This window comes from Amycolatopsis sp. NBC_01480, assembly GCF_036227205.1.
GTDB lineage: Bacteria > Actinomycetota > Actinomycetes > Mycobacteriales > Pseudonocardiaceae > Amycolatopsis.
The window spans coordinates 5632195-5654505 of sequence record NZ_CP109442.1; the positions used below are offsets into that span (position 1 = coordinate 5632195).

The following is a 22311-nucleotide window of genomic DNA, read 5'->3' on the forward strand; positions in this document are numbered from 1 at the left end:
TCGAGGGCCGCAGCCGCGCGTGCACTTCATGTCTTTGACAGTCGTGATCGCGCGACAGCGCAACGTACTACCTGGCCATTACGCGCTCCGGCGATGACGGCCTGATCGGCCCTTGCCGGATGGGACTGCCCCGAGTTCGGTTGGCTCGCGGGTCGAGTGGATCAGGCGGCGGTTGCGCCTGTTGATTGTCTTGAACTCGATCGGGGTGAGCTTGCCGAGGCGGGCCTGCCGACGCCGGCGGTGGTAAGTGCGTTCGATCCAGGTCACGATCGCCGAGCGAAGCTCTTCGCACGTCTGCCGGCGTTGCCGGTCCAGGACGTACTTCTGCAGCAGCGCGAAGAAGGACTCCATTGCGGAGTCGTCACCACACGCCCCGACCCGTCCCATCGATCCACGTAAACCGTCGCGGTGTGAAGTGTGCACGCGGCCCACTGTCGATGACGCTCTCACTCCGCGTCGACCGGTCGGGGCTGGGCGACCCGGAACACCGGCGAGCCTCGGCTGCCCGGTCCCACCCAGTCCGGCTCACCCGCCAGCGACACCAGGAAACGCTGTCCATCGAGGACGACCTGCGTCAACGGCGACCGACGCCCCGGCACTTCGAGGGTCACCACGTAGGCCGGACTGAGCCCGTGCCTGGTCAGCCACCACCCCAGCGGTTGCAGCCGCTGACAGTGCCAGGGCGTCTCGCGGTATCGAGTGCGGTGTAGTCGACCGGGCCGATGATTCCCCTCGACGATCCGGTGCCGGCGAAAGCTGGGCATAGCGCGACCTCTCCGCCCTGGCGTGACCAGGAAGAGCGTGTCAGCGGATTGCGGCCGACGGTCGGCCGTCGTCGCGCCACGCGGTGCGGTATCGCCCGGGAGTCACACCGTGGGACCGGGCGAAAGCCCTGCTGAAGGCGGGGACCGACTGATAGCCGACCCCATCGGCTACGGACTCGACAGGGTCCCGGGTCTCGCGTAGGCGGACCGCGGCCAAGTCCATACGCCACTGCGTCAGGTAGGCGGCGGGGCTCTGCCCGGTGGCTGCCGGGAACCGACGCGACAGGGTCGCTCGGGAGACGCCGAGCGCGGAGGCCAGCGTCGTCGTGGTCCACGGCCGTGCGGGCTCGGCGTGCAGGTGTTCCATCGCACTGTGCACGAGCGGGTCGCCGAGCACGCCGAGCCAGGTGCCACGATGTCCGGACTGGGTGGGCAGCCAGGCCCGCACGAGTTGGACGAGCAGGACGTCGACCAAGCTATTCAGCACCGCCCGTCCCGCCAGCCGTGGGTGGCTCAACTCTCGCCCGAGCATCCGGACGGTGTCGTCGAAACCGGCCTCGCCCTGGTCCCCGCGGATGTGCACCACCTCCGGCAGTGTGCCGAGGATCTGGGTGTGCACGGTGTGGTCGCAGTCGTAGCCGATGTTCAGGATGCGGGTGCGGGTGGGCTGCGACCCGAGGCGGATCACCTCGCCCGTCTCGAACGCCCGAGCCACCACCGCCGGATCGGCTACCGGGGTGGTCATGCCCGGCGCGCTGCCGAGCACGTGCGACCGCCCGCTCGGCATGAGCACTACGTCTCCCGCCGCCAGCTCCAGCCACTGTGGTGACGAGCCGTCGAGACCGAGCCACGCGCTGCCGGCGGTGACCACGTGCAGGGCCGCCGTCGTGCAGCCTGCCACCGGGATCGACCAACTCCCGCCCGCCTCCACGCAGGCGCCGACCGTGCCCCGCACGCCGGAGATCTCCAGCACATCCGCAACGAGATCCATGCAGCCATGCTAGATGACGCAAACGAGCAAGAAAGTGAGTATTTCAAGCCTCGACTGCTCACGAGCTGCTCCATACGGTGAATTCATGACAACCGACACCATGCGGGCGCTCGTCGCGACCGGCTACGGCGATCCCGAGCAGCTCAGGATCGCCGAACTGCCGGTCCCACGCCCCGGCCCCGGCCAGATCCTGGTGAAGATCGCCGCCTCGACGATCAACCCCACCGACCTGCGCGTCATCGCCGGCGGCTTCCGCGACCTGGTCGAGCTGCAGTTCCCCTACACACTCGGCAACGAGTTCGCGGGCACCGTCACCGAAGCCGGCCCGGGCGTCACCCGCTTCCGTGTGGGCGATGAGATCTTCGGCCTGGCCCTGCCTCGCCAGCTACGCCTCGCCGCCGACCCGGTACGACCGTCGCTGAGCACCGGAGCCCTCGCCGACTACGCGGTCTTCGAAGCGGACACCTCCGCGCTGGACCACCGTCCGGCCGCCCTCGGCGCGGAGCAGGCCGCGTCCCTGCTGATCGCGGGCGGCACCACGCTGGCCCTCATGGACACCGCGAAGATCCGCCCCGGCGAGTCCGTCCTCGTGATCGGCGCCACCGGCGCGGTCGGCCTGACCCTGATCCCCAGCCTGGCCACCGCCGGCGCCGAGATCACGGTGACCGCTCGCACCACCGAGGCCGCCGACCTGCTGCACAGCCTCGGTGCCCACCACGCGGTCGGCTACGACGCCTACCCGACCGGCGTCGACGTCGTCCTCAACCTCGCACTCTTCGCCGACGGCCTGCCCGCAGCGGCACGCAGCCTGCGCCCCGGCGGCCGGCTGATCTCGATCATCTTCCCGCCACCGGAGCCCCAGCAGCTGGAACGCGACGACGTGGAGCTGGCCTTCGTGATGCAGACGGGCGACGAGACCAACGGTGCGCGGGCCGTCGCCGAAGCCGCGATCGCGGGCCGGCTCTCGACGCCGATCGCCCGCCGGTACCCACTCGACCACGGCGTCGAAGCGGCAGTCCACTATGCCCGTCAGCACCCGCTCGGCAAGGTCGTCGTGACCGTCTGAGCAGCGAAACCGTCCCGGCCACCGCAGCCGCGCCCAGTCGTATTCGCGCGGCCCGTGCGCACCGGCACCGACCGGCAACCGCCGTCACGACCGGGCCGGCAGGTCCGCGATCAGCTCGTCCGCCCGGGCCTCGGTGCCCTCGGTGGTGGTCAGGGTGTCGTTGACCTCGGTGGCCGGCACATACGCGGCATCCTGATCCTCCAGCCACACCCGCAGGTACCCGACCTGCCCATACATTTCGTCGGCGGTGATCCACGCGAACGGCACTTCTGCGGCGAACGCCTCCGCCGGCATCGCCATACCTTGGCGCGGCTTCGTCTCGAACTCGGTCCGTCGGGGATCCCGGCCCGCCGGCCCCATTCCTGGTCGATCAACGCATGCCCACGATCGGACGCGCAGGCCAGGAACGTGCCGATCTGGCAGTTTTCGATCCGGCCCGCGGTCCCGGAGTACTGCCGCTGCACTCCGGCCGATCGCACACCTTTCCTCGGGGGCCGGTGTCGTCCACGATCAGCACCCCACCCGGCTCACCGACCATCAACACACGGCCCACGACCGCCGGCCCGAGCTGGTCCCTAGCACTGTTGGCCGCCCCAGACACTGCCAGTACTCCTTTACACAGGGCGGTGTTCGAGGCTGCGATGGGGACGAGCGAGAGGTTCAACCCCCGCCTCCGCTTAAGGTGCCGCCGACACCGGCTCGCGCTCGGTGGGCCTGAGGAGATTCGGATTCGCGACGACGCGGCCGGGAGATGCCGACACCGATGAAGAAAATGGTGCCGGCCAGGCACAGCCAGGAAAAAACGTCTCCGATGACGCGGTAAGCCGTGGTGGTGCTGCGAGTCGGTACATCAGTCAGCCAAAGGCTACGCTCGACCGTGGTGTCCTGTATGGACAGCGAATGTCCGTTGTGGTCGAAGGCTTCGGACCCGCCGTCGAAGTCTTGGCGGACCAATGAGTAACCGTTTTCGACGGCCCGCAGACCTGACATCTCGGTGTGCACGCGACCCATCTCTGGCCAGTCACCTCCCGGTACCAGCATGATATCAGCGTCGACGTGCATCATGGCGGGGAAGTCGGCGTCGTAGCAGATCACGTTGGCGACGCGGCCGTATGGGGTATTCACGACCGGAACCGCGCCGTCACCAGGTGTGTAGCTCTCCAGGCCAGGAACGGGGTGGGCCTTCTGGTAGGTCCACAGTAGATTGCCGTCTGGTCCGATCAGGTGCGTTTCGTCGCGGTCGCGGGACGGGTCGGGCAGGTGGACGTTGTCGGCGACGTCGAGCCAGATGTGTTCCTGCCTTGCGACGTCCTGGGCTCGTGCGACGAACGTGGCTTCGCCCGCAGCCGAGATGCGCGCCGCGTTTTCGGACCAGACGACGATCTTTGCGCCAGCCCGGGCCGCGCTCCGGGTGTCAGCAAACAGACCGTCGATCACCGCGGTGGACTCCGCTCGCACTGTGTCCGGGTCGAATCGTGGGATGGCGGCCTGCCCGAGCCGCCCTACGGTCGCCGCGTCGACACGAGGCTCGCCGAGTGCCGTCATCTCGATGCCGAGCAGGGCCATTCCGGGGTTGATGCCGGCGACGCGGACGGTTTGCGCGGTGTCCACCGGGAACCAGGCCAGCCGCGCGCCACCAGCGACCGCCACGACGGCGACCACGAGCGCATAGGCGCCCACCGTCCGCGCGGTGCGCCGGGCCGGTGGATGCGCCCACGCCCAGTTCGCCACGGTGGCGAACGCGCCGATGAGGAATCCGATGCCGTACGGACCCACCACGGAGATCACCTGCAACAGTGCCAGGTTGCCGTCCTGTGTGGTGGCGAGCAGGCCGTAGGCCGTGCCGAACGGGCTGAACGTGCCCAGCAGGAACTCACACGCCGCCAGCGCCATCGGGAACAGCAACACCTCGCCGGCCGTACCCAGCCGTGGCACGAGCAGTCGATCTGCCACGTAGGGCAAGGCGAGCACGGTGCCGAAAGCCAGGCCACCCAGTACGGTCAGCCCGGCCAGCGGCACAGCCATCTGCCACATCCAGAACACCGCCGCTCCCACGGAGACCAGCCATACCAGGACCAGCCCGGCAAGACGACGGCTGGTGCGGGTGAAGCGCAACAGGAACACCGCGAACAGTCAGGCGGCCAACGGAATGTCCCAGCGTCCGCCCACGGCAAGCAATGACGTGGCCGCCCCGATGGCCGGCCACAGCCAGCGTCGCCGATCGTTCGTGCCCTGGTTCATCGAAGTCTCCGGAACGATCAAGTAGTCGAACATCCGGCTCAATGCTTGCCGGCTGGCCCGACAGGAGAAGCGGCCCGGACGGCCCGCGGTACGACAATGCCCTTCTCGATCAGGCTGATCGCGGTGTCGACAAGGGACTCCCGCGCCGGTCGCATCGCCCAGCCCAGCTCACGTTGCGCTTTCGCCGCGCTGACGCGCTCCCGTCGGCCCAGAAAGTACGGGAGGGGACGCAGCGACCGGTCGAACCTCGCCATCAGCCCCACCACGCAACTCGGGATCGTGTGCGTGGGAACACGAAAGCCGCGGTCGTTGAACTCGGCGGCGAGGATGCCCGCCGCATCACGCATCCATACCTCCTCGCCGGCGAGGATGTACCGGTTGCCCGCGGCCGAGGGGACCTCCAGCGCCAGCCGGTGCCCGACGGCCAGGTCCCGGACATCAACAATCGCCATCGCCATCTTGGGCGATGCCGGTACGTCCCTCGTCAGCAGGCGGCGCACCACCTCCACCGACGTCCGAGCCGACGTCGCGCCCACCGGCCCGAGTGCCCAGCCGGGGTGGACAGCGACCAGTTCGAACTGTTGTGCCGCGGGCAGTTCCGCCACGAAATCCCACGCGGCTCGCTCGGCGAGCGTCTTGCTCTTCGCATACGGCGGGCTGGCCTCCACAACCGACCAGTCCGCTTCGGTACGCACCGTGGGATCACGACGGTCGCGACCGGCCGTGATGGCCGCGATCGACGACGTCAGCACGACTCGTTTCACCGTGCCACTGGCCGCAGCCGCGCGCAGCACCCGCAGGGTGCCGTCGACCGCAGGTCCGATCAGTTCCCCCTCATCGTCCGGGAGGGTTGCCGGGAACGGGGATGCGACGTGCAACACGTGGTCGCACCCCCTGACGGCCTCGGCCCAGCCATCATCCGAGCCCAGATCCGCCCGGACGACCTCGACCTGGCCGGGCAGGGCCGCGGTGGCAGTCGTGCGCGCCGTCGCCCGCACCACGTATCCGTGATCGAGCAGTTCCTGGATGACGTGACCGGCGATGAAGCCGGTGCCGCCGGTCACGAGCACTCGTTCGGGCATCTCGACGCTCCGGGGTCAGGTGACGAGCAGGATGTATGCAGAGTATACATCTGCGGGTGTCAACGGCAACCTGGTCGCGTACCATCACGTCGTGCCCGAAGCCCGGACCAGCTATCACCACGGCGCCCTCCGCGAGACCCTGCTGGACGTGTGTCTCGGCCTCGTCGAGACCGAGGGGATCGGTGCGGTGAGCCTGCGCCGCGTGGCGCGCGATGCGGGAGTCAGCCCCAGAGCTCCCTACAACCACTTCCCGGACCGGGCCAGCCTGCTGGCCGCACTGTCCGGCCGCGGCTTCGCGGAGGTTGCGCGACTGCTGGAAGCCGCCGCCGCCGCAGCGGACACACCGGTGGCGGCACTGGTCGCACTCGTGCGCGCGTATGTCGACTTCGCCCGGGACAGGCCCGCCTACTTCCGCCTCATGTTCCGACCGGAACTGTCCGAGTCGGTCAACGTTCCCGCCGGACACGAAGCCCGCGATGCCGGGTTCAAGATCGTCAACGATGTCGTCGGACGCTGCGTCGACGGCGGACTGATCGCCGAGACACAGCCCGAGGTGCTCACCGTCGCCCTGTGGGGACTCGGGCACGGCCTGGCGTCACTGTGGACGGACGGAGAGCTGACCAAGCAAGCCGCCGACTTGGACCGCACCGCCGACACCCTCGTCGACCAAACTCTGGCACTACTGGAGCGACTGCTGAGCACGGGGCAACGCCCCAGTCCCGGCACGTGATCATGACGGACTGACCCCCAGGCCCCAGAACGGTGCTCACGGAGGCGCTCGAGGAAGTCTCCCGGGGCGTGGCGCCGGACGTACCTTCGATTACTACGGGCAGCGTCCCGATTCGGCCCGCTTGCCCCAAGGGGAAAGCCCGCGGAGCCGCCGGTGAACGTTCGTGGTGGAAGCCGCCCACCACCTGGCAGCCTGGTCGGCTGCGCCGGTTTCCGCGCCGATCACGAAGTCGTCGGGGCGTTCGCGGTGCGGCGTCCTGAGACGGAAGGCTCACGAGGCGGTACCTGCGCATTGTCGCGCTCCGTACTTGGAGATCTCCCCACCCCGGCGGGGCGCTGCGCACGAGCCGGCCGCAACGTCGAACCACACGCGGGGTCAGACCCGAACACTGGGGCCGCCCGGCGCCGGCACCTGTCGGGTCAACCCGATGCCCTCGAACAGGCCCACCGACCGGCGGCCTGCCGACCGGCCCGGGTGGCCGGCGCCTGGGCCGGTCTGATCGACCGGTCCTTCAACGAGTCGTCGGCCTCCGCAACGGTGCAGGCCGGCGGGCGTGCCGGCGCCGCGGACCCAGTGCGTCCGTCCACCCTCGGAGAGGTCAGGCCCCCTGAGCGCACCGGGCGATCAGCTCGTCCAGCGCCTCCGCCGGGGAGCTCGTCGACGCGAGTTCGGCCGCTACTGCCTTGGCGGCCGTCCGGTAGGCGGGGTCGTCCAGGACGCGGCGGGCGGCGGTACCGGCGTCGGCCGGGTTTTCGATGGCCACGGCGGCGCCGGCGGCCGCGGTGAGGGCGGCGTTCTGCGGCTGGTCGGCGATGTACGGGCGGAGCACCAGGGGGATGCCCTGCGACAGCGCGGAGAGCAGGGTGCCCGTACCACCCGCCGAAACGACGAGATCGACCTCGGGCAGCAGCTTCGACAGCGGGACGAAGCCGACCGTCCGCACGCGGTCGTGGTCGAGGTCGGCGGGCAGCAGGTCCGCGCCCTCCGTCACGATCACGTCACAGCCGGCCCCTATGACGGCGGACACCATGGCCGCCAGTTCGTCCTTGGCCTCCGGGACCGTGACCGTGACGGTCGTCCCCAACGTGACCAGCACGCGCGGGCGGTCCGATGCGAAGGCGGGCGGCGTGTACGCCGATCCCCCGTGCTCGTTGGCGACGGGCCGGACCCTGATTCGGTCGGCGTCTGGCCTGCGACCCTGGCCCAGCAGCACGTCCGGGTAGGAGTCCAGCAGCGCAATCCGCGGGGCCGGGGTCAGCGAGCGGGCCTCGTAGTTCGCCAGCGATCGCTGTTTCAATCCCCCTGCGAACTCTTCGGGCAGCGGGGCGCCGACCGTGTTCTCGGCCCAGGGCACGCCCAGGATGGTTGCCACCAGCGGGCCCAGGAAATCGACTTCCTCGCACACGATCAGGTCCGGGGCGAAGCCGCGCGCCTGCGCCAGCGCCTCGTCGAGGCCGAAATCGATGCGCACGCTGGCGAAGTACTCGATGGTGGAGGGACCGGGGTAGGCCGGGTGGGCCCCGGTGCGGCGCAGGGCCTCATCGACCATCGCCGACTGGTTCGGGCCGGCGGCGAGGACCGTCAGCGGCGCGACCTGGTCGGTCACGTCCTTCGCCGAGAGGACAGCCACCTCGTGCCCGGCAGCGACGGCCGCGTCGGCGATCGGCAGCAGCGGCAGCAGATGACCCGTCATGGGATTTCCGCTGAAAAGAATACGCACTGGAATCTCCTCATACAGTGACCGGTCCAGCGCGTCCAGCTGCTTTCCGTACGCGGCCGCCCGGAATCGACCTTGTCTCGGCGGCACCGCGTCAGGACGAGGCGGGCCCGATGTCAGAGCTGATGTAGGTGTCCTTCTTGCCGCCCGTCGGCCTGTCCGCGCTCCGTGATGGTCCGTTTCCGCGTCAACGGGGGCGTACACGGTCCGCCGGCCATGCCCATCAGGCTGATGGTCGCCGCGCCCGCCACGATCAAACTGCCGCGATCCATGTACTCGCTACCCCGATAGCGATACTTCCGCAAAGCGGTTTCCGCACCGAGGGTGCGAACAGGCAGGATAACTGCCCATTGCCCCCAAGGGTCGTGAGATGCGGAACCAGCGCCCTGCTCCGCGGGTGATGTCTCCGGGAGCCGTCAGGCAGCGGTCAGCTCGGACGCGCTGACCGCTGCCAAAACCGCGAAGATAGACAAACGCCGCTCGGCAAAACGTGCACAGGCGCGTGCCTGTCGTTGTCCCGTCAACCGGCAATGCCCGGAATGCCGACGTACTGACGGCAGCGCGCGCTGCCGGGCGGAATCGTCCGGCTGGGACATGGCCGCGAGGTGTCGATGGAGGGTTGGGGACGCCGGGTGGCGAGAATCCTCCATCGACGGACACCGAGAGCTCCTGCCGTGACGCGACCTTGACGGCGGAACCGTCGCCGGAGCTTCAGCGGACGAACCGCAGCGGCCGGCCGACCTCACGGAGCCGAGAACTTCCTCAGGGATTCGGTTCGTCGTGTTCTCTCCGCGACGCGAGACCGGGACGCTTCAGCCGTCCAGGACCGCGGGCCGATCATCAAAGCATCGCCGAGCGAGCTGCGGTACCGCCAGCGAAGGCGGGCCGCGATCACCGACGGCACCCCTGCGTAGCGAAATCGTTCGTATCGCATGGGCTCGGCGAAATAACGGTTTCCGGACTCGGAGAAACGTCGCCTTTTCGCACAGGATCGCACCGGGTTTCTCAGGCCTGGTCGTCCGCCAAGCGGATGATCGCCTTTCCGGTGTTCGCGCCGGTCAGCATGCCGGTAAACGCTGCGGGAACGGCCTCGATTTCTTGGCTGACCGTCTCTCGGTACGCAAGTTGGCCGTTCTCCAGCCACGCTCCCACCCGGGAATCGAAATCCTTTCGAAGATCCTCGTGGTCGAATGCGATGAACCCCTGCATGCGGAGCCGTTTGGTCACGATCTTGAACGCGTTTACCGGCACCGCGCGATGCTCGGACGCGTTGTAGGCCGAGATGGTTCCGCACAGCGCCACCCGCCCGAAGTCATTGAGGACTTCGACTGCCGCGGCCAGGTGATCCGACCCCACGTTGTCGAAGAAGATGTCCAGTCCTTCGGGAAACGCGCTCTGCAACTGCTGGAGTACGGGACCATCCTTGTAGTTGAACGCCGCGTCGTATCCCAGCTCGTCGACGAGGTATTTCGTCTTTTCGACGCTCCCCGCGCTTCCGACAACTCGTTTGGCGCCGGCGAGCGCGGCGAACTGCCCCGCCATGCTGCCTACGGCACCTGCCGCGCCGGACACGAAGACAGAGGCGCCCACGCTGACAACGTCCGCTCACGCCGCTTATCGGAAGCTAGCCAAGCTCTCCCGGCATCCCAGCCAGTCCGAGTTCGCCTGCCCGCACCCCGCCCTGGAACCGCGAGCTGGCTTCGAGCACGGCCATCAGGTCGGCGACCCGCCGCCGATACGTGCGCAGCGAGGTGCCGAGGCTCCGTGCGGCTGCCTCGTCGGTATTGCCCGCGCAGAGCGCCCGCAGGACCATTCTTGCCTCGGGAGCGAGTTCGGGTATGTCGCCGCGCAGGTAGACGTCGAGTTCGGTGGCTGTGTCCCAGGCCGCGGTGAACAGCGAACGAATCCCGCTCACCAGGATCGGGGAGGCTGTCACTGTGTATTCCCGGCCGAGCGGTGACGGCTCTCCGGCCACGATGGCCACCCGCCGGTCCATGATGATCGTCTCGTGCGGGAGCGACGCAGAACTGATCCGCATCCGGGTGCCTCCGGCGTCGAGCCGCCGCATCAGGGCACGCTGCGCCTCGGCGGCGAGCGCCAGCGGGCTCAGCAACTTGCGCACCGCGACGGTTCGCTTGCCGGGCGCCAGGACCCTGCGGGCGAGTGCCGATCGCAGCCCTGGCTGTGACCAGGAATCCAGGTCGCCGGCCACGAGCACGAACTCCTCCCGCACCGCGTCGAACAGATCCCCCGCCCTGGCCACGAGTTCCGCGTCGCCACGCACCGTGCTGGTCTGTGTATCGGTCACGTCTCCAGTGTGACAGGCGCTGCCGAGGAGGCCGTGTGGCAGGAAATGGCCAGTTCCTGGCCGTGGCCGCCGGACCGGGAAAGGCTTGTAGGTGCCACCTTGAAAGGACTTCAGATGTACCTCGTCATCGGAGCGACAGGCAACGTCGGCGGCTCGGTCGCACGACAGCTGTTCCACCAGGGCGCCGACGTGCGGGCACTCGTGCGAGATCCCGCCAAAGCCGACCTGCCGGCGGGCGTCGAACTCGCCGTCGGCAATCTTGACGACCGCGACAGCGTGTCGAAAGCGGTTCAGGGCGTCGATGCCATTTTTCTGATGCACGGTGCCGGCGGGACCGAGCAGACCAAGACGATGATCGCCGCCGCGCAGGACGCCGGTGCGCCGAGGATCGTCATGCTGTCCTCCGCCGGCGCGCGTCTCCTGCCGCTGGACGGTCCCATGCCGACCGCGCTCGCGGCTCGTGAACAGCTGCTGCGCGAGTCCGGTCTCGGGGTGACCTACCTCCGGCCCAGCGCGTTCGCGTCCAACACCCTCGGGTGGCGCGACGCGATCCGAGCGGGCAAAGTCGTCGACCCGACCGGTGACGGCCAGCTTGCCGTGACCGACCCGGACGACATCGCGCGCGTCGCCGTAGCCGCGCTCACCGAAGAGGGCCACGTCGGCAAGGGCTATCTGCTCACCGGCCCGGAGGCCCTGACCTCACGTCAGCAGGTCGAGATCATCGCCGACGTGATCGGGCGGCCGATCGACTTCGAGGACGTCACTCCGCACGAATTCGCCACGGCCGCCATCGAGCAGGGAACCCCGCCCGAGCACGCGCACCTCATGGAACGCCTGCACGAGGTGTTCCGCGCCCGCCGCCAGGTGACCATCACCGACGACGTCCAGAACATCACCGGAACCGCACCGAACAGCTTCCGCGACTGGTGCGAGCATCACGCGGACGCCTTTCGCTAGTCGGGACGCCGGCACCGCCACGGGCCACGTTCTGGACTCTGCCTCGTCTGATGGCGTGATCCCCGTGGACAAGGTGACCAGACAACCTCGGGCAGCGCCGTTGGCGGGCGTGGACCGGCAGTCCGGCGCGCCCGACACGTCTTCCCGAACGAGGGCGCGGCAAGCGCTCAACAGTCTCACCGAGACCGCCGCCACCGAAATGATCGACTAGTGGAAAGTGGCGGCGAGTCCCGGCCTCGGTGAGTGATGAGTGCTGTCGGAGGGGCGGGTGAGGCTGCATCAACCGCCCGAGATTCCCAGTGCGGCGAGCTTGTCCTGGTGCTTCGCGAACCAGGCGGCCTCTTGACCGGCAGGGGGGAAGAGGAGCCCGAGTTCCATCGCGGCGAGGGGGTCGGTCTCTTGGATGGCGAGGAGGACTTCGGTTTCGGGGGCGCCGGTGATCTCGACCCACATCGCTGAGAGCTGCCGGAGCATGGTCTGCCGCACCTCGATGTCACGGCCCTCGCGGATGTTGCCGATGATGAGTGACAGGCGTGAGGGCTTGCCGGCGCTGAACACCCGACCGGCCGGGAGGTCGGTGAAGACCACGTTGACGAACAGCGCGGGAGCGCCGGTGTTGCTCGTGTGGATGCGGGTGATTTCGTCGACGATCTGCTGGCGCTGCTCGTCGGAAAGCAGATTGTCGGGGCTGAAGACCTGATAGACGGGCATAGCCGGTTCCTCTGTGGTGGTCGGGGTCGGGTGGGGGCACGCCGGTCGACGTCGTCCGGCGCTGGTGCGGGCCCTCGACGAGTCGCCGCGAGCCGAGCCGGGGTTGGTCATCCGTGTTGGCTGACGCTGCATGCTCGAGGGGAGGGCGATGTGCCGACGGCACTTGGTCCCGGAACGGGGAGCGGCTGCCGGCGGCGACAGGTGGAACGTATCATGGTTCTATGATGGAACGCACTGATCCGGCAGGTCTTCAGGGGTTGTGGCACTGTTGCGGCGGTGATCGCTCCGTCTCCGTCGGCATCGGCGCGAGTATCGGGGCGCAGGCACTCCATCCGGCGGGAGCTCGATCAGCTTCTCGTTGATGCGGATGGCAAGTGCGTCGCGCACGGCATGATGACGTGCCTGATCTCGGCCGTCTGATCCGTGACCGACCTTGAGAGAATTGATGAAGCGCACCGACACCTCAGCGTGGCCCTGCACGATCGCTCGCGCCACGACCGTCTTCGGCGACCACTGGAACGTCCTGCTGCTCCGTGAGGCTTTCTACGGTGTCCGCCGCTTCGAGGACTTCCAGCGGTCCCTCGGTATCGGGCGCGGCATCCTCACTGAGCGGCTAAGCGGCCTCGTCCACGACGGTCTGCTCGTCAAGGTCGAGTACCAGGACAAGCCCGTCCGTCATGAGTACCGGCTCACCGGCAAGGGACGAGACGCCTTCCCGGTGCTGATGTCGATGGCGGTCTGGGCCGATCGCCACATGGTCGGCCCGGAAGGCACCCCGGTGATCTTCGAGCACAAGACCTGCGGCTATGACCTCCACATCGAGGTCGCCTGCTCTCACTGCGGAGATCCGGTCGATCTGCGCGAGACAGGGGTTCGGTGGGGTCCCGGGCACCCGTCTCACCGGCAGGACGATGATCGCCAGGCTTAAGCGATGTTCTGATGTTGGCCTTTCATTCTTTGGTTTCGCGCTGACTCACGTTCGAGACCATCTCGACGAGGGTGTCGACGAGCTCTTCCGCCTTGACGCCCCACTTCGGGTCGGCGAGCTGGTTGCTGACCTCCATGCCGGTGATCCCGTTCACGCTGCCGATGAGCAGGGCACCGTATCGGCGGGCGTTCTGCTCGCCGACCAGGTCGGCGACGATCATCAGGAACTCGTCCTGGCTGCGCTGGGCGGCACGGGCCATGGCGGTCGGGTCGCCGGCCGGATTGCTGAACATCAGCCGGTAAAGGTGAGGCTGACGGCGGCCGAGCTCGAGGAATGCGGTGACGACGCCCCCAAGTTTGTCGGCGGAGGAAATCCCGGTATTCGCGCGTAGCGCCGCCGACTGGTCCGCGAGCCGTTCCCATGCTCGTGTCCCGATCTCGATGAGCAGGCTCTCCTTGTCGGGGAAATGGGTGTAAGGCGCACCGCGGGTCACCCCGGCACGTGCCCCGACCGCCCGGAGCGTCACGGCGCCGAGACCACCGAGATCGAGCAGTTCGGCCGCCGCGTCGATCAAGGCTCGGCGAGTGGCGGCAGCGGATTCGGCACGACTGATCACGCGGCCATGCTACCGCAGCTCCGATGACAACGTCATCCCATTCACTTGACAACGTCACGCGAAGTCGCGATGCTGATTGCATGACAACGTCATCCGAAATTCGAGAGCTTGTGGTCGTGACCGGTGCGTCGACCGGGATGGGTGCGGCCACCGCGCGCGAACTTGCTCGCCGTGGCTTTCACGTCCTGGCTGGGGTCCGGCGTGAGAGCGACGGTGCGGCGCTGCGCGCCGCGGCCGTCGAGCCGGTGATCCTCGACATCACCAACCCGGAGCACGTCGCGGCATTGGTGGCACGCATCGACGGCGACCCGCAACGGCGTACGTTGCGGGCGCTGGTCAACAACGCCGGCGTCCCCGGCGCCGGCCCGGTCGAAGTCACGCCGCTCGACGAGTGGCGGCGCATCTTCGAGGTGAACCTGTTCGGCCACGTCGCCGTGACTCAGGCTCTGCTTCCCGCGCTGGTGCGCAGCAAGGGCCGCGTCGTCAACATCAGCTCGGTGAACGGCAAGCTCTCCATGGCCGGCTACGGCCCCTACGCGAGCAGCAAGCACGCGATGGAAGCCCTGAGCGACGCACTGCGCAACGAATTGGCTCCTCACGGCGTGCAGGTGGTCGTGGTCGAACCGGGCGGTGTCAAGACCGAGATGGCCGGCCACGGCCTGGCCGGACTGAGCCGGCTCAGCGCCGGCATGACACCGGAGCAGGATGCCCGTTACGGCACTCTGGTGCAGGCGTTGCCCTCCCACGTTGCCGCGTTCACCAAGGCCGGCGTGACCTCCGACGTCGCGGCCAAGACGATCGTCAAGGCCGTGACCGACCGCAGGCCCCGCACCCGCTATGTCATCGGCGCTGTGGCCGGGCTACTCATCCGTGCCTCTCGCTTCCTCCCTGACCGGCTGCTCGACCGGATGACGACCTCCGACCTGCGCAAGCACTACCCGGCTGAGAAGCACAACCGAACCGCTGCGGCGCACCACGCCTGATCGGCGACCCGCGCCGCCGCCCGATATTCCGAACCGCAGGATCCGGGCGGCGGTCCTGACAGTCGATGCCAGGCATCGACTGTCAGGACCCGGCAAGAGGGTGCGCACCAAACAATCCTCTCAGCTGGTTCAGCGACGGCGTTGCATTGTCGGAGAAGCGTTTTCGAGGTGTCCGCCAGCCGCGGCAAGGTCTGCTCGGCCCGCGCGGTACCGGGGCCAGTTCGACGGTTCTGGCGGTATTTCGTGATCATCGCGTCCCGCGTGGCGGCGGGCCGGGCGAGAGGCGACAAACCGAGATCGCGTGAGGCAAGAAAGTCCGAGTCAAGAAGATCTCCGACCGGGCACCGCCGCCAGCAGCCGGCGCGTGTAGTCGTGAACGGGACGCTCGAGCACCTCGGAGACCGGCCCCTGCTCGATCACGCGGCCTTGGAGCATGACCGCGACGTGGCTCGCGACATACCGGACGACCGCGAGGTTGTGGGAGATGAAGAGCAGCGACAGCCCGAGTTCGCGCTGGGTCTGACGGACGAGGTTGAGCACCGCGCCCTGCACCGAGACGTCGAGCGCCGAGGTGATCTCGTCGGCGATGAGGACCTCGGGCAGGCCGGCCAGGGCCCGCGCCAGCGCGACCCGCTGACGCTGCCCGCCCGACAGCTCGCTGGGCAGGCTGTCCGCGCAGGCGGGGTCGAGGTGCACGAGCTCGAGCAGCCGGGTGACCTCGGCCGCGCGAGCCGCCCGGGTCAGCCGGTGCGGGATCGCCTCGGTGACGCTGTGCCCGATCGTCATGCGCGGGTCGAGCGACGAGTACGGATCCTGGAAGACCAGCTGCAGCGGACGGCGGCGGCCGCGGCGCGGGAGCTCGGCGCCGTCGAGCAGGATCCGGCCGCCGCTCAGCGGGACCAGCCCGACGGCCGCCCTGGCCAGCGTGGACTTTCCCGAGCCGGATTCTCCCACCAGCCCGACGACCTGGCCGTCGGGCACGGTGAGGCTCACCCGGTCCAGGACTTTTGCGGTGCCGTAGCGCACCGAAACCTCGTCGAACACCAGCTCGCTCATCGGGTGACCGCCTCGTCGATCGTGACCGCGGGATCGAGCGAACACGTCTCGTTGGCACGCCAGCAGGCGACCCGGTGGCCGGCCGCGTCCGTGACCAGCTCGGGTTCGGCCGTCCGGCACCGGTCGTCGGCCAGCGGGCAGCGCGCGGCGTAGGCACAGCCGGCGGGGACCTCGGCCGGCCCGACCGGGCGACCGGGGATGCTGGCCAGCGGCGCGTCGACGTCGGTGGCCATGTCCGGCACCGCCGCGACCAGCGCGCGGGAGTACGGGTGCCGCGCCCCGGTCCACAGCTCGGCGGCGGGCAGCTCCTCCACGACCCGGCCGGCGTACATCACCAGCACCCGGTCGCAGACCTGCGCGAGGACTGACACGTCGTGGCTGATCATCAGCAGCGCGGCGTCGTCCCGGGCGCGGATCTCGGCGAGCAGGTCGAGAACCTGCTGCTGCACTGTGACGTCGAGGGCGGTGGTCGGCTCGTCGGCGATGATCAGCCGTGGTGAGCCCATCAGGCCCATGCCGATCATCGCGCGCTGGCGCATGCCGCCGGAGAACTCGAACGGGTACTGGCGCGCGCGCCGCTCGGGTTCGCCCACCTTGACCGCGCGGAGCCGGTCGACCGCCCGGGCGAGCGCGGCTTTGCGGCTGAGCCCCTGGTGCCGGCGGGCGCCCTCGGCGAGCTGGGGACCCACCCGGTGCCCCGGGTTGAACGACGTCATCGGGTCCTGGAAGACGATGGCGAGGCCTTGGCCCAGCAGCCGTCCGCGGTGTCGGGGATCGGAGCCGTCCAGCAGGTTCTGCCCGGCGAAGCGCAGCCGGTCGGCCTGCACCCGGCCCGGCTCTTCGACGAGCTGGGCGATGGCGAGCGCGGTGAGCGACTTGCCCGAACCCGACTCTCCCACGACGCCCAGCGCCTGACCGCGGCCCACGCGGAAGCTCACGCCGCGCACCGGCCGGATCGGCCCGGTGGCGCCCGGGAACGACACGTGCAGGTTGTGCACGTCGAGGACGGTGTCGAGCCGGGGATCGGCGTCCGCCGCGGCCGGTTCGGCGGGTGTGCCGGGGCCGGCCGCCGCCGTCGCGGGCGGGAAGCCGAGGATCCGGGTGATGCCGAAGCTCCGGGCGAACGCTTCGCCCGTGAGGTTGAACGCCAGCCCGGCGAGGATGACCGCGACGCCCGGGGCGAGCGCGGCCGACGGCTGGGTGTAGATGCCGGACAGGCCGTCCTGCATCAGCCGGCCCCAGTCGTAGGCCGGGGACTGGACGCCGAGGCCGAGGAACGACAGTCCCGCGAAGGCGAGCAGCGTGCTCCCGGCGCCGATGGTGACGTTGACGATCAGCGGCTCCGCGATGTTGGGCAGCACGTGGCGCACCAGGATCCGCCACCGGCGCACCCCGGAGATCCGGGCCGCCGCAACGAAGTCGAGGCTCTCCACGCCGGCCACGAGCGTCTGGCACAAGCGGCCGAAGACGGGCGCGCCGGCGAGGCCGACCGCGAGCACCGCACCCGTCGTCCCGACGCCGAAGACGACCGCGAAGAAGAGCACGAGCAGCAGCGCGGGGAACGCGACCAGGATGTTGACCACCGCCCCGATCAGCCGCCCGGCCCGGCGTCCCAGCAGGATCGGCGCCGCGCCGAGAAGCAGGCCGGCGACGAGGGAGACGGCCGTGGCGCAGACGGCGAGCAGGATCGAGAGCCGGGTCGCGACGAGAACGCGGAAGAAGTTGTCGCGCCCCAGGGCATCGGTGCCGAGGAGGTGCTCCGCCGACGGGCCCGCGAGGATGTTCGAGGTGTCGGCGGCGTCCGCGCGGTCCTGCCACAGGATCGGCGCGAAGACGGTCAGCAGCACCACGATCGCCAGCAACGTGAGGCCGACGACTCCCACGGGGGTGCGCAGCACGCGGCTCGGACGGCGCACCATCACGACTCTCCGATCGTCGAACGGGGATCGAGGACCGCGATCGCGACGTCGGCGAAGGTGTTGACCAGCAGCACCCCGACCCCGTACACGAGCACGATTCCCTGCACGACTGCGTAGTCCTTCGAGACGATCGAGGCGACGATCGTGCGGCCGAGGCCCGGCCAGGCGAAGACGTTCTCGACGAGCACGGTCCCGGCGATGAGGGAGCTGAGCAGCAGCCCGCCGAGGGTCAGCGTCGCGGTCACGGCGTTGGGCAGTGCGTGCACCAAGGTGATCCTCGACGTGGGCAGCCTCTTGGCCCGGGCCGTCCGGATGTAGTCGGTTTCGAGGACGGCGAGCAGCTCGACGCGCACGATCCGGGCCAGCACCGCCGCGGGGCCGAGGGCCAGCGCGACGACCGGAAGGATGTAGGACGACCAGGTGTCGTTCCCGGCCACCGGAACCCAGCCGAGGGTCACCGAGAAGACGAACACGAGACCGACCCCGAGGAGGAAGTCCGGGATCGTCCCGAGCACCACGCTGGTACCGGCGAAGACGAGCTCCGTGCGCCGGCCGCGGCCCCGCCGGGTCCGCATCGCGACCGCGACGCCGACCGGGACCGCGATGACTGCGGCGAGCAGGAACGCCAGCCCGGCCAGCACGGCCGTGGCCGGGAGCAACTGCCCGATGATCTGACCGACCGGGAGTTGCGAGACGATCGACGAGCCGAGGTCGCCGCTGAGAACCCCCTTGAGGAAGTGCAGGTACTGGACCGGCAGCGGGTCGTCGAGGCCGAGCGCCGCCCGCCTGGCGGCGACGACGGCGGGCGTCGCGGTGGGCCCGAGCGCGGCCCGGACGGGGTCGCCCGGCACGAGGTGGATCATCAGGAAGGTGGCGCTCACCAGTACCCACAGGGAGACCAGCAACCGGCCGGCCCGCCGCAGGGCGAACCGGGTCCACCGTCCGTTGAGGATGGCCAGCCGGGGTTCGGTCGCCGTCGCCGTCGCGCTCAGGGTTTCCGGCATTCCGATCAGCCCAGCATGTGGATGCTGGACGGGACGATGCTGCCCGTGGACACGAACTCGGCGTCCTTGCCGAAGGTCGTGAGGACCTGGTTCGCGAACGGCACCAGGTCCGCGGCCTTGAAGAGGGCGGCTTCGCCCTTGAGCCAGTCGGGGCAGCCGTCCGTGCCCGTCTGCCCCATCGCCTTGGTCACGGCGGTGGTGTAGCCGGCGTTCTCGACGGCGGAGAAGTTGCTGCCGTCCGGGACCGTGGCGCCCGAGAGCGTCGGGACCATCTGGTCGGGGGTCGTCACGTTGATCGGCTCCCAGGCGATGTCCCAGTCGCCGGTGCTGAACAGCGGGCCGGCCATCTCGGTCGTGGCCAGCTGCTTGACGGTGACCTTGATCCCCAGCGCTTTCCATTGGGAGACCGCGAGCTCCGACGCCGCCGCGCCGCCGGTGCCCAGCGCGGAGTCGGAGATGAAGGCGAGCGAGAGCTCGGCGCCGTTCTTGGCGCGGACCCCGTCGGGGCCCTTCGTCCAGCCGGCGGCGTCCAGCGCCGCGGAGGCGGCGGCCGAGTCGAACGGCGGCACGCTGCCGGCCACCGAGTTGCCGGTGCAGCCCGCGGAGGAGATCGTGGCGAGCTGAGTCGCCGCGGTGCCCTTTCCTGCCGTGAGCACCTTCGCCAGCTGCGTGTAGTCGGCGCCCTGCGTCAGCGCCTGCCGCACCGCGGGATCGCCGGTCGCGTGCCCGGGGGCGTGGTTGTACCACTGCTCGCCGACCAGTGTCGTGGTGTCGGCCGACTTGAGCCCGGCGGCCTGCAGCCGGGCGGCGTCGGGCCCGACGATCTGAGCCGCGTTGAGCTGTCCGGCGAGCAGCTGGTTGGCCGCGGTGGTCTCGTTGGCGACGATCTTCACCACGATCTTGGCGGGCGTACCCTTCGCGGCCGTCGACGCCCCGTCCGGCCCCCAGGTGTAGCCCGGGCGGACCTGGTAGACGTACTCCGCCCCCGGGGTGGCCTGCGTGAGCTCGTAGGGACCGGTCCCCGCGGTGTGGTCCTTGAGCCCGGCGCGGTCCTTCAGGCCCGACGCGCACACCATCGGCAGGAACGAAAACGAGCTCAGGACGAATGGCGCCGGGGCCGCGAGCTTGAGCGTGACCGTCGAGCCGGTAGCCGTCGCCGTGGCGCCGGCCGGCACGAAGACGCCCAGGAACGGGCTCTTGTTCTTGGGGTCCTCGACGTAGGAGATGTTGTCGGCGGCCGTCTTGGCGTCGAAGACCGAGCCGTCGGAGCAGGTGATGCCCGGCTTGATGTCGAAGGTGACCGTCATGGCGTCGACGGTCTTCCAGGCGGCCGCGAGCTGGGGCCGGACTTCGCCTTTCGCGTCGACGGCGACGAGCGCGTCGTAGGCGAACTGGTTGAGCTGCAGGAGCGAGCTGACGGCGGAACCCTGCGGGTCGAGCGCACCGGGGTCCGAGGACAGCGCCAGGGTGAACGTCTTACCGTCGACGTAGGTCTTGGGGCCGCCCGATGATCCGCCGCTGCCGCAGGCGACCAGACCCCCACCGGCCAGCAGGAGACAGAGCGCGAGCTGGGCACCCTTGTATGTCGGACTCATCTCGTACCTCGTTCGTACCGCTGCTCGATGGATGGGCCGTCAACCTTGCGGCCACATTAAAGCCGGGCAGCGCGCCGGTGTCTGTGCGACTCCACCAGGCACCCCCGCCCCATTGGTGGAATGCGCCAAGTTCGGGCCCGGCCGGCGGCACGACAATGACCGGCATGGAGACGACGATTCTGCGCGGTGGCCGCGTCATCGACCCGGCGGCCGGCACGGAGGTGGTGGCCGACGTCGTGGTGCGCGACGGACGGGTGGCGGCCGTGTCCCCCGTCCCGGTTCTCGAACCCGAAGCGACGGTCGTGGACGTGACCGGCCTCGTCGTCGGGCCCGGGTTCGTCGACCTGCACAGCCACGTCCATTCGGTGGCGGGGCAACGCTTGCAGGCCTTCGACGGCGTGACGACGAACCTCGACCTCGAGGCCGGTCTCATGCCGGTCGAGCGTGCCTACGCCGAAGCCGCGGCCGCCGGGCGCGTGCTCAACTACGGCTACTCCGCCTCCTGGGCCGAAGCTCGCGGCCAGGTGCTGGCCGGCGTCGAGCCCACGAGCCGGTTCGACGGCTCGCTCGAACTGCTCGGCAATCCTGCTTGGCAACGCGACTCGTCGGCCACCGAGCTCGCGGCGTGGCTGGCGCTGCTGGAGGGCGAGCTCGCGGCCGGCGCGCTCGGCATCGGCGTGCTCCTGGGGTACGCGCCGCGCTCGGACCCGGGGGAGTACCTGGCCGTGGCCCGGCTCGCGGCCGCCGCCGGCGTGCCCACCTACACCCACGTGCGCGACCTCGTCGAGGTCGACCCGACCACCCCGATCGACGGTTCCCGGGAGGTCACGATCGCGGCGGCGGAGACCGGCGCCGCGATGCACCACTGCCACGTCAACAGCACCTCGCGCCGCCACGTGGACCGGGTCCTCGCGACCCTCGACGACGCGCGGGCCGCCGGAGCGCCGGTCACCGTGGAGGCCTACCCGTACGGCACGGGCAGCACCGGGGTCGGGGCGTTCTTCCTCGCCCCGGACCGCCTGCGCGCCGCCGGGCTGGCACCGTCGAACATCGTGCTGCTCGGCACCGGCGAGCGGATCGCCGACGAGCGCCGGCTCGAGGAGGTCCGCGCCCTCGATCCGGCCGCGACCTGCCTCGTGGAGTTCCTCGACGAGCGCGCCGAGGCCGATCGTGAACTGCTGCGCCGCGCCCTAGCCTTCCCCGACACCATCGTCGCCAGCGACGCGATGCCGATCGAGTGGCCGGACCGACGCGCCGACACGCGGGAGTGGCCGTTGCCCGCCGGTGCCACCACCCATCCGCGCACCGCGGGCACGTTCGCGCGCAGTCTGCGGCTGATGGTGCGCGAGCACGCGTTGTGGGACTGGCCCGAGGCCTTCCGGCGGTGTTCCCACCTGCCCGCCCGCGTCCTCGACGGTGTCGCGCCGGCCATGCGGGCCAAGGGTTTCCTCGCGCCCGGCGCCGACGCCGACCTCGTGGTGCTCGACCCGGCGGCGATCACGGACCACGCGACCGCCGCCGACCCGGTCCGCCCGTCCGGCGGGGTGCGCCACCTCCTGGTGGGCGGCACGTTCGTCATCAAGGACGGGCAGCTCGATGTGACCGCCTACCCGGGCCGAGCGGTCCGCGCCGAACCGCGCTGA

General features: G+C 69.7%; 19 protein-coding genes and 3 pseudogenes. 6 read left to right on the forward strand and 16 right to left on the reverse strand.

Annotated elements, in window-relative coordinates; genetic code table 11:
* Positions 1-180 precede the first annotated feature (180 nt).
* From OG371_RS26990 to OG371_RS27000, 3 genes and pseudogenes are all read right to left on the reverse strand, one after another.
* Positions 181-402, reverse strand: a pseudogene (locus OG371_RS26990) (IS3 family transposase); the annotation flags it as partial.
* Between the two features lie 44 nt (positions 403-446).
* Positions 447-614: a hypothetical protein gene (locus tag OG371_RS26995; RefSeq protein ID WP_329057968.1), complete on the reverse strand. Its 168-nt coding sequence runs from the start codon at positions 612-614 to the stop codon at positions 447-449.
* Positions 615-804: 190 nt separating this feature from the next.
* A complete protein-coding gene (locus tag OG371_RS27000; protein WP_329057970.1) occupies positions 805-1755 on the reverse strand; it encodes an AraC family transcriptional regulator in 951 nt (316 codons plus the stop codon).
* 100 nt (positions 1756-1855) lie between these two features.
* On the opposite strand from OG371_RS27000, the gene OG371_RS27005 reads away from it, so the two are divergent.
* Complete coding sequence (locus OG371_RS27005) at positions 1856-2821, forward strand: NADP-dependent oxidoreductase (RefSeq protein WP_442876184.1); 966 nt, start codon at positions 1856-1858, stop codon at positions 2819-2821.
* Here OG371_RS27005 and OG371_RS27010 read toward each other — a convergent pair.
* The 4 genes and pseudogenes from OG371_RS27010 to OG371_RS27025 form a co-directional block, all read right to left on the reverse strand.
* A pseudogene (locus OG371_RS27010) lies at positions 2783-3356 on the reverse strand (IS701 family transposase); the annotation flags it as partial. The gene OG371_RS27005 and the pseudogene OG371_RS27010 overlap by 39 nt on opposite strands.
* A gap of 125 nt (positions 3357-3481) precedes the next feature.
* Positions 3482-4945 (reverse strand): nitrilase-related carbon-nitrogen hydrolase, encoded by a 1464-nt coding sequence (locus OG371_RS27015; RefSeq protein WP_329057972.1) that lies wholly within the window; start codon positions 4943-4945, stop codon positions 3482-3484.
* A 9-nt stretch (positions 4946-4954) separates the two neighbouring features.
* The gene (locus OG371_RS27020) at positions 4955-5095 is read right to left on the reverse strand and encodes a hypothetical protein (RefSeq protein WP_329057973.1); all 141 of its coding nucleotides are present in this window, start codon (positions 5093-5095) and stop codon (positions 4955-4957) included.
* 5 nt (positions 5096-5100) lie between these two features.
* The gene (locus OG371_RS27025) at positions 5101-6126 is read right to left on the reverse strand and encodes an NAD-dependent epimerase/dehydratase family protein (protein ID WP_329057975.1); all 1026 of its coding nucleotides are present in this window, start codon (positions 6124-6126) and stop codon (positions 5101-5103) included.
* A 109-nt stretch (positions 6127-6235) separates the two neighbouring features.
* On the opposite strand from OG371_RS27025, the gene OG371_RS27030 reads away from it, so the two are divergent.
* The gene (locus tag OG371_RS27030) at positions 6236-6874 is read left to right on the forward strand and encodes a TetR/AcrR family transcriptional regulator (RefSeq protein WP_329057976.1); all 639 of its coding nucleotides are present in this window, start codon (positions 6236-6238) and stop codon (positions 6872-6874) included.
* Positions 6875-7472: 598 nt separating this feature from the next.
* Here OG371_RS27030 and OG371_RS27035 read toward each other — a convergent pair.
* The 3 genes from OG371_RS27035 to OG371_RS27045 all read right to left on the reverse strand — a co-directional run bounded on the left by OG371_RS27035 (position 7473) and on the right by OG371_RS27045 (position 10899).
* Positions 7473-8567, reverse strand: coding sequence for a glycosyltransferase (locus OG371_RS27035; RefSeq protein WP_329057977.1), 1095 nt, complete (start codon positions 8565-8567; stop codon positions 7473-7475).
* A 1029-nt stretch (positions 8568-9596) separates the two neighbouring features.
* Positions 9597-10181 carry an NADP-dependent oxidoreductase gene (locus tag OG371_RS27040; protein ID WP_329057979.1) on the reverse strand — a complete coding sequence of 195 codons (585 nt, stop codon included), beginning with the start codon at positions 10179-10181 and terminating at the stop codon, positions 9597-9599.
* Between the two features lie 34 nt (positions 10182-10215).
* On the reverse strand, positions 10216-10899 hold the full coding sequence (locus OG371_RS27045) for a DNA-binding response regulator (RefSeq protein WP_329057981.1): 684 nt from the start codon (positions 10897-10899) through the stop codon (positions 10216-10218).
* A gap of 114 nt (positions 10900-11013) precedes the next feature.
* Here OG371_RS27045 and OG371_RS27050 point away from each other — a divergent pair, with 114 nt between their 5' ends.
* The gene (locus OG371_RS27050; protein WP_329057982.1) at positions 11014-11856 is read left to right on the forward strand and encodes an NAD(P)H-binding protein; all 843 of its coding nucleotides are present in this window, start codon (positions 11014-11016) and stop codon (positions 11854-11856) included.
* Between the two features lie 279 nt (positions 11857-12135).
* Here the strand turns inward: OG371_RS27050 and OG371_RS27055 are convergent, their stop codons facing one another.
* Positions 12136-12567: a tautomerase family protein gene (locus OG371_RS27055; protein ID WP_329057983.1), complete on the reverse strand. Its 432-nt coding sequence runs from the start codon at positions 12565-12567 to the stop codon at positions 12136-12138.
* 445 nt (positions 12568-13012) lie between these two features.
* Between OG371_RS27055 and OG371_RS27060 the strand changes: the two genes are divergently transcribed.
* On the forward strand, positions 13013-13495 hold the full coding sequence (locus OG371_RS27060; protein ID WP_329057985.1) for a winged helix-turn-helix transcriptional regulator: 483 nt from the start codon (positions 13013-13015) through the stop codon (positions 13493-13495).
* Positions 13496-13517: 22 nt separating this feature from the next.
* On the opposite strand, the gene OG371_RS27065 is transcribed toward OG371_RS27060, so the two are convergent.
* Positions 13518-14111, reverse strand: a complete 594-nt coding sequence (locus tag OG371_RS27065; protein WP_329057986.1) for a TetR/AcrR family transcriptional regulator — start codon at positions 14109-14111, stop codon at positions 13518-13520.
* Positions 14112-14227: 116 nt separating this feature from the next.
* Between OG371_RS27065 and OG371_RS27070 the strand changes: the two genes are divergently transcribed.
* Positions 14228-15094, forward strand: coding sequence for an SDR family oxidoreductase (locus OG371_RS27070; protein ID WP_329057988.1), 867 nt, complete (start codon positions 14228-14230; stop codon positions 15092-15094).
* 339 nt (positions 15095-15433) lie between these two features.
* On the opposite strand, the pseudogene OG371_RS27075 reads toward OG371_RS27070, so the two are convergent.
* From OG371_RS27075 to OG371_RS27090, 4 genes and pseudogenes are all read right to left on the reverse strand, one after another.
* A pseudogene (locus tag OG371_RS27075) lies at positions 15434-16150 on the reverse strand (ABC transporter ATP-binding protein); the annotation flags it as partial.
* Positions 16147-18069 carry a dipeptide/oligopeptide/nickel ABC transporter permease/ATP-binding protein gene (locus OG371_RS27080; RefSeq protein WP_329057989.1) on the reverse strand — a complete coding sequence of 641 codons (1923 nt, stop codon included), beginning with the start codon at positions 18067-18069 and terminating at the stop codon, positions 16147-16149. The gene OG371_RS27080 and the pseudogene OG371_RS27075, both read right to left, overlap by 4 nt.
* A complete protein-coding gene (locus tag OG371_RS27085; RefSeq protein WP_329057991.1) occupies positions 18069-19073 on the reverse strand; it encodes an ABC transporter permease in 1005 nt (334 codons plus the stop codon). The genes OG371_RS27080 and OG371_RS27085 overlap by 1 nt, the downstream gene beginning before the upstream one ends.
* A 5-nt stretch (positions 19074-19078) precedes the next feature.
* Complete coding sequence (locus tag OG371_RS27090; protein ID WP_329057993.1) at positions 19079-20668, reverse strand: ABC transporter substrate-binding protein; 1590 nt, start codon at positions 20666-20668, stop codon at positions 19079-19081.
* A gap of 164 nt (positions 20669-20832) precedes the next feature.
* Here OG371_RS27090 and OG371_RS27095 point away from each other — a divergent pair, with 164 nt between their 5' ends.
* A complete protein-coding gene (locus OG371_RS27095) occupies positions 20833-22311 on the forward strand; it encodes an amidohydrolase family protein (protein ID WP_329057995.1) in 1479 nt (492 codons plus the stop codon).